This window comes from Streptomyces sp. NPDC000941 (assembly GCF_053599555.1).
Map to the genome: position 1 here is coordinate 1 of NZ_JBSFMM010000352.1, position 7,635 is coordinate 7,635.

Annotated in this window: 5 protein-coding genes; all 5 read left to right on the top strand. The window is 72.2% G+C overall.

The genetic code is table 11. The features are described from left to right. Positions 1–420 precede the first annotated feature (420 nt). Entirely contained in the window at positions 421–1,017 is a 597-nt protein-coding gene (locus ACWDSL_RS50500) for an antibiotic biosynthesis monooxygenase (protein ID WP_450496149.1), read from the top strand. A gap of 72 nt (positions 1,018–1,089) precedes the next feature. After that, positions 1,090–3,384 carry an aminodeoxychorismate synthase component I gene (gene pabB, locus ACWDSL_RS50505; protein WP_450496150.1) on the top strand — a complete coding sequence of 765 codons (2,295 nt, stop codon included), beginning with the start codon at positions 1,090–1,092 and terminating at the stop codon, positions 3,382–3,384. After that, entirely contained in the window at positions 3,381–4,901 is a 1,521-nt protein-coding gene (locus ACWDSL_RS50510) for an AMP-binding protein (protein WP_450496152.1), read from the top strand. The genes pabB and ACWDSL_RS50510 overlap by 4 nt, the downstream gene beginning before the upstream one ends. Before the next feature lie 64 nt (positions 4,902–4,965). Next, positions 4,966–6,564 (top strand): class I adenylate-forming enzyme family protein, encoded by a 1,599-nt coding sequence (locus ACWDSL_RS50515; protein ID WP_450496154.1) that lies wholly within the window; start codon positions 4,966–4,968, stop codon positions 6,562–6,564. A 52-nt stretch (positions 6,565–6,616) separates the two neighbouring features. Then, positions 6,617–7,635 (top strand): FAD-dependent monooxygenase (locus ACWDSL_RS50520; RefSeq protein ID WP_450496155.1); only part of this gene is annotated, 1,019 nt, incomplete at its 3' end.

Here is a 7,635-nt window from a genome sequence, read left to right on the forward strand (position 1 = left end):
TTTTGGTGGTTAGGGGTTTTAAGTGTGGTGAAAACCCGAGCGCGCCCCCCGCCCCACCCCCCGGGGGGCCCCGCGGCCCCCGGGGGGGGGCGCCCACACCGCGTCTCAAATGCGCCACCCTATCGCCACGCGCCACGGCCGACTCCGCCGCGTGGCGCCTGCAGTTGAAATATACACCGCACACGGCTCTGCGGTCTCATGAAATCCCTTTTCCATGAACGGCCATATCCGTAAACCCCGGGTAACACCCAGGTCACGGGCTTTCCTTCAGATATTTGTATGTGTTGTGAGCATTCCGCTCGCAAAGTGTGCCCGATGTGCCACACTTCCATTCGCACGACGGGAGCGGCCGTCGGCACGGCCCTTCGGGGACGGCCCGTACGCGGGCCGTGTGCTGCCCGGAAAGGAGTTGCGGCTGGAGTGGACAGTGAACCGGTCACGGTGACTGCCGCATATCGAGTGGATCCGGGCCAGGAGAGCGAGTTCTATGCCTGGGCCATTGCGATGCTGAATGTCACGGCCCGCCTTCCGGGATATTTAGGGGGCGGCGTGCTGGGCTCCGGGCAGGGCAGCGGGGAGTGGCATGTCATCTACCGATTCGACAGAGAAGAATCCGCCCAGGCCTGGGAGTACTCGCTCGAACGCGCCCGCTGGGCGACCCGGGCAGGGGCCTTCATACAGGAGACCGGGGTGCAGCGCACGGCCGGTCTGAAAAACTGGTTCGAAGGGCCGGTACGGCCGCTGCCACCGCCTCCCAAATGGAAGCTCTGGCTGGTGAATTTGAGTGCGGTTTTCCCTCCCGTCCTTATCTTCAACGTGCTGGTGATCCCATTTCTGGGAGATACCAATTTCCTGCTGCGGACCCTGGCTCTCTGTCTTGGCGTGACCGCGATGGTGACCTGGCTTGTCATGCCACGCCTGCAAATGCTCTTGAAGAAGTGGCTCTATCCGCCGCTTCAGTCGATTCGGGGGCGCCACAAGCGGGTGGCGGCGAACGGCCCGCGTTCGCGCCGGTAAAAGCGCGCGAACCGAGCGGGCCCTGGCCGAGGCGATGGACCCGGCCGGTCGTAAAGCGAGGAGGCAATACAGATGGACGCGCTGAAGACGCTCCTGATCGACCATCACGACTCGTATACCTACAACCTTTTCCAGCTGCTCACGGAGGTCAACGGCGAGGAGCCGGTGGTGATCCTCCACGACTCGCCCGAGTGCCTGGATCCGAATCTGCTGGGTCTATCGGACCCGTCGGGTCAGTCGGGCCTCGCGGGTCTCTCGAGGTTTGACAACATCGTGGTGTCGCCCGGCCCCGGCCACCCGGCCGACCCGCGTGACTTCGGGGCCACCGCCCGGCTGATCGAGCGGTCCCCCATACCGGTCCTCGGAGTGTGCCTCGGCCACCAGGGCATCGCCCTCGGCGCCCAGGCCCGGGTGGTGCCCGCCCCCGAACCCCGCCACGGGCATCTCTCCCGGATCCGGCACGGCGAGCGCGGGCTGTTCCGCGGGCTCCCCCAGGACTTCACGGCCGTCCGCTACCACTCGCTGTGCGTGGCGGAACCGCTGCCCCTGCCCCTCCAGGCCATCGCCTGGTCCGAGGACGGTGTGCTGATGGCGCTGCGCCACCGCACCCGACCGCTGTGGGGGGTGCAGTTCCATCCGGAGTCCGTCCTCACCGGATACGGCCACCGGATCCTGGCCAACTTCCGCGATCTGACCCGCGAATACGCGGCCATGACCGCGGACAAGTCGTCCGCGCCGCCGCCCGCGGCGGCCCGCCCCGTGAAACACCGGGAGCTCGTCGACACCGCGCCGGCCGCGGCCGCTCCCCCGCCCGCGAAGCGGACGGCGGTCGCCGAGGACAGCGTCGGCTACCGGCTGCACTCCCGGTGGCTCGCCGTCCCGATCGACACGGAGGCGGCCTTCACCCGTCTGTACGCGGACGCGCCGCGCGCGTTCTGGCTGGACAGCGCGCGGACCCGGTCCGGTGAGGCGCGCTTCTCCTTCCTGGGCGACGGCCGGGGCCCGCTGGCCGAGTTCGTCCGCTACGACGTGGGCCGGGGCGCCTGCGAGGTCGAGCGGGCCGGGAAGCCCGTCACCCACGTCCCCGGCAGCGTCTTCGACCACCTCAAGAAGGAGCTGGCGCGCCGCCGCGTCGCCGCCCCGACCCTCCCGTTCGACTTCGCGGGCGGCTACATCGGCTACTTCGGCTACGAGCTCAAGGCCGACTGCGGCTCCACCAACCGGCACGAGGCGAAAACCCCCGACGCCTGCTGGCTGTTCGCGGACCGGTTTCTCGCCGTCGACCACCAAGAGGGCGTCACCTACGCCCTGTGCCTGACCGAGGACACTCCGGACGGCCGGCGCGAGGCCGCCGAGTGGCTGGACGACACCATCACCACGCTCACCGGCCTCCCGGTGGGCGGCGAGCTCGCCCCTCCCCCGACGGCCTCCGGGGCCACCACGGCCGCCGTCGAGCCCTGGCTGGTGCGGGACCGGGAGCGGTACCTGGCCGATATCGAGGCCTGCCAGCGGGAGCTGAGGGCCGGCACCAGCTACGAGATCTGTCTCACCGACTCGGCCTGGCTGCCCGCGCCGGACGATTCGTACGCCTTCTACCGCGCGCTGCGCCGCCTCAACCCCGCGCCGTACGCGGCCTTCCTGCGGTTCGGCGAGGCGGATGTGGCGTGTGCCTCCCCCGAGCGCTTTCTGCGGGTCGGTCCCGACAGAACGGCCGAGGCCAGGCCGATCAAGGGCACGGCGCCACGCGGCCGGAACGCCGACGAGGACGCCCGAGCCCGGGCCACCCTGGCCACCAGCCCGAAGACCCGCGCCGAGAACCTGATGATCGTCGATCTGCTCCGCAACGACCTGGGACGGGTCTGCGCGCCCGGGACCGTACGTGTCCCCGATCTGATGCACACCGAGACCTACGCCACCGTCCACCAGTTGGTGTCCACCGTGCGCGGCCGGCTCCACGAGGACAGGGACGCCGTCGACTGCGTACGGGCCTGCTTCCCCGGCGGATCCATGACCGGAGCGCCCAAGGAGCGGACTCTGGAGATCATCGACACGTTGGAGACCGAGGCGCGCGGCGTCTATTCCGGGGCGCTCGGCTTCCTCAGCTGCAACGGCGCGGCGGACCTCAACATCGTCATCCGCACCGCCGTGTTCACCGACGGCCGGATGCACATCGGCGCGGGCGGGGCCATCGTCCTGGCGTCCGACCCGGAGGAGGAGTACCAGGAGATGCTGCTCAAGACGGCCGCGACCATGCGCGCCTACCACGACGTCGGCGCCCTGCCACCCGCGGAACCCCCAGAGCCGGCAAGCGCGCTGGTTGCCGCCTCCGCGCCCGCCGCCGCCCCCGCCGAGGAGGCGGACCGGTGACCGCCGCGCCCGCGCCGGCCAATCTGGCCGAACACCTCGCGGTGCGTGCCGAACAGGAGGGGTGGTCGGCCCGGCCCGCGTTTGTGGAGGGCCACCGCGTATGGACCCACGGCGAGATCCACGACCTGGCCGCGCGCATGGCCACCGTGCTGGCGCGGCGTGGGGTGACGGCTGGCGACCGGATCCTGATCGCCCTGCCCGACGGAGTCCCCTGGGTGTGCGCGTTCCTGGCCACGGCGCGCCTGGGTGGGATCGCCGTACTGGTCAACCCCGCGCTCACCGCGGACGAGCACCGTTTCATGGCCGAGAACTCCAAGGCCGTGCTGTGTGTCTCCGGGCCCGGCATCGAGGACCACTTCGAGGCGGACCGCTGGCTGGGGGCGGACCAGTTGTCGGCGCTGGCCTGCACCGCTTCCCCGGCCACCGCCGCGGAGCCGGTGACCGCCCGCGCCCCGCTGTACATCCAGTACACCTCCGGGACCACCGGCCGCCCCAAGGGGGTGGTGCACTGCCACGGCGACCCGGCGGCCTATTGGGAGCTGGTGGGCAAGGACGTCCTGGACATCGGCCCCGACGACGTGTCGTTCTCCGTGTCCCGGCTGTTCTACGCCTACGGCTTCGGCAACGCCTTCGTCTTCCCCCTCTTCTCGGGGTCGTCCGCGGTGCTGACCTCCAGCCGACCCGGCCCGTCCCTGACGGACGACGTCATCGCCCGGCACCGGGTGAGCGTGCTGTACTCCGTGCCGTCCGCGTACGCGGCGCTGGTGGACGAGCGCGGCGCCGGGCACGCGGCCTGCTTCTCCTCGGTGCGCGCCGCCGTCAGCGCCGGCGAGGGGCTGCCCGGCACGCTGGGGGAACGGGTGGGCGAACTGCTCGGGGCGCCGGTCCTGGAGCAGATCGGCTCCACCGAGGCGGGTCACGCCTTCTGCGCCAACTCGGTCTGGGCCAACTCCCCGGGCACCGTGGGCCTTCCGGTGCCCCGTTTCGAGCTGGAGCTGCGGGACGGCACCGGCGCCGTCGTGCCCGACGGCGCGGAGGGTGAGCTGTGGGTGCGCGGCCCGACGGTGACGCCCGGCTATCTGGGGCTGCCGGAGGAGTCCAGGGCCAGGCTGGTCGGCGGCTGGCTGGGCACCCGGGACCGTGCGCGCCGCGAGCCGGACGGCAGCTACCGGCATCTGGGGCGGGTGGACGACCTGGAGATGGTGGGCGGGATCACCGTCTCGCCGCTGGAGGTGGAGAACGTACTGCGGCGCCATCCGTCGGTGCGGGAGGTCGCGGTGGCCGCCGTGCCCGACGATCGCGGGGCCACGCGGCTGCACGCGTTCGTGGTCCCGGCCGCGCCCGCGGGGGAAGGCTCAGGGATCGACGGGCGGGCGCTCAGCGCGGATCTGATCGCCCTGGCCCGGCGGCGGCTCGCCTCCTTCAAGGCCCCCAGGGCGGTACATCTGGTGCCCTCCCTGCCCCGGACGGCATCGGGCAAGCTGCGCCGCCACCTGGTGCGGCAGGGGGCCTGGTGAACGGCGGGCGCCCCGCGGCGGGGCCCGCTCCGTTGACGTACATCGAACGTGTAAGGAACCGGATATGTTGCGACAGCTGATGCCCGAGCACGGGTTCTACATCGGGCTGATGTTCCGGGAGGCCGCGGCCCGGCACGGCAATGTGCCGGTGACCTTGGACCGCCCGCTGGACATCGCCCCGGACGCCGGTACGGAGCTGGGCTACGCCGAACTCGCGGACCTCGTCGACGACATGGCCGCACGGCTGTGGGCGGCCGGGGTACGACCGAGCGAACACGTGGCCATCCACAAGACGGACAACGTCGACATCGCGCTGCTGGCGTGCGCGGTCTCCCGGATCGGCGCGGTACCGGCGCTGTTGTCGCCGTCGCTGGACGGTTCGGTCACCGGCGTTCTCCTCGACCGGCTGCACGCGCCCTGGCTGATCACCGACCACGCGACGCTCAAGGGTGCCCTGAGCGGTCTTGACACGGGACTGGCGCGCGGTGTGCTGACGGTGGACGACGCCCCCGACGCACCGGGGCACACCGTCGCGCTGGCGACGTACGAAGGGGCGCCGCGCCGTCCCTCCGTACGGCTGCACCCCAAGGAGCCCTCCCTGATCACCCACAGCTCGGGGACCACCGGAATCCCCAAGCTTGCGGTGCACTGCCCGTATGCCATGTGGAACCGGCTGGTGCCGCAGAAGGCGCTGGGCCGGTCGACCCGTGGCGAGCCTGCCGCGCTCCATATGTCGTATGTGCACTCCCGCTTCTACCATCTGCTGGGCGTGCTGCTGCACTTCGGCAGCCCGCTGCTGCTGCTCGTCGACCCGGACCCGGCCCACGCCGGCCCGCTGCTGGCGGCGCACCGCCCCGGCATCGTCGAGACCCATCCCAACACCTTTGTGTTGTGGGAGGACCTGGCCACCGCCCCCGGCGCACCGCTGTCCAACGTCCGCGCCTACGGCTCCACCTTCGACGCGATCCATCCGCGCACCGTCCGGCGGCTGCTGGGCGCGTCCCGGCGCCGCGCGCCACACCTGGTGCAGTTGTACGGGCAGAGCGAGACGGGCCCGGTGGTCTTCCGCCGGCACGGCCGCGGGGACGCGGACCGGGCCAGCGGGCGGCGGGTCGGCAACGCGATCCCCGGGTTCACCCGGATCCGGGTGGTGGACGAGCGCGGCAGGAAGTGTCCGCCCGGCACACCGGGGGCCATCGAGGCCCGCACCCGCGGCCGTATCCTCACCTACCTCGGCGCGCCCGAGCTGTACGCCCGGCAGGTGGACCGGGGCTGGTGGCGGATGGGCGACATGGGCTATCAGGACCGGTGGGGCGGGCTGTATCTGATCGACCGGGAGGTCGATCAGATACCGGCGCTGAGAAGCAACCTGGAGATCGAGGACACGCTGCTGTCGCGGCTCGGCGAGCTGCGCGAGGTGGTCATCGTGGCCGGTCCTGACGAGCGGCCCGTACCGCTGGTGTGCACGCGCGGGGACGAACCGCTGGAGGACGGCAGGTGGCGGCGGGCCACCACGGATCTGCCGGGGCTGTCCGCACCGGTGCACTGCCGGTTCCAGGACCTGCCCAGGACCGGCACCTGGAAGATCAAGCGCCTGGAGATCGCCCGGCTGCTCGCCTGTGGCGAGTTGCCCACGCTCTCCCCGGCGCGGGCCAGGGGCTGAGGTGGCGGAGGAACGGCGGCCGGTTCTGGTGGTGGGCGCCGGGCCGGTGGGGATGACGGCCGCGCTGGCCCTCACCGCCCGGGGAGTGCCGGTCACCGTGCTGGAGGCCGGGCCGCGGGGGCGGGTGCGGCCCGGCAGCCGGGCGCTGTTCGTGCACCGGCGGTCGCTGCGGCTGCTGGAGCGGGCCCGGCCGGGCCTCGGCGCGCGCATCGCGGCGTACGGGACGACCTGGCGCACCCGGCGCACGCTCTACCGCGGCCGCGAGGTGTACGCCCGGACCACCGCCCCCGGCGCCCCCGCCGCCGACGGCGACGAGCTGCCCCCGTTCACCAGCCTGCGCCAGGTGGACACCGAGCGATTCCTGTACGAGGCGTGTGTCTCGGCGGGCGTGGAGTTCTGCTGGGACGCGGAGGTGAGCGGCGCCCGGGTGGCCGGGGGCGAGGTGGCGGTGTCCGCGGCGGACGGCCGGACCTGGACGTCGAGCCATGTGGTGGCGGCCGACGGCGCGCGGTCAGCGGTGCGCGAGGCGCTGGACATTCCGCTGGAGGGCGACCGGTCCGAGGGGTACCACGTGGTGGTGGACGTGGCGGAGCCGGACGGCGACGGGCTGCCGGTGGAGCGGGTGTTCCACTACGAGCATCCGGGCACCGGCGGCCGCAGTGTGCTGCGGGTGCCGTTCACCGGAGGCTTCCAGGTGGATCTGCAGTGTCACGCCGACGACCTGCCGGAGGACTACGACAGCGAGGAGGCGGTGCGCCGATGGCTGCCCCCGCTGGTCGGCGAGCGGTATGGGGACCAGGTCCTGTGGGTGTCGCGGTATCACTTCCTGCGCAAGGTGGCCGCGTCGTTCACCGACCCGGGAGGCCGGGTGCTGCTGGTCGGAGAGGCGGCGCACCTGTTCCCGCCCTTCGGGGCGCGGGGGATGAACAGCGGGATGGCGGACGCGGAGGCGGCGGCCGAGGCGGTGGCGGTGGCGTGCCGCGATCCGGCGCGGGCGCCGGCGGCGGTCGGCGAGTTCGCCGCGGTGCGCCGCGCCGCGGCTGTGTTCAACTGCGCGGCGGCCGGGGCGGC

Bases quoted from the DNA above. Each gene is read 5' to 3' on its own strand.
- pabB (WP_450496150.1), top strand. From the start codon at position 1,090: ATGGACGCGCTGAAGACGCTCCTGATCGACCATCACGACTCGTATACC.
- ACWDSL_RS50515 (WP_450496154.1), top strand. From the start codon at position 4,966: ATGTTGCGACAGCTGATGCCCGAGCACGGGTTCTACATCGGGCTGATG.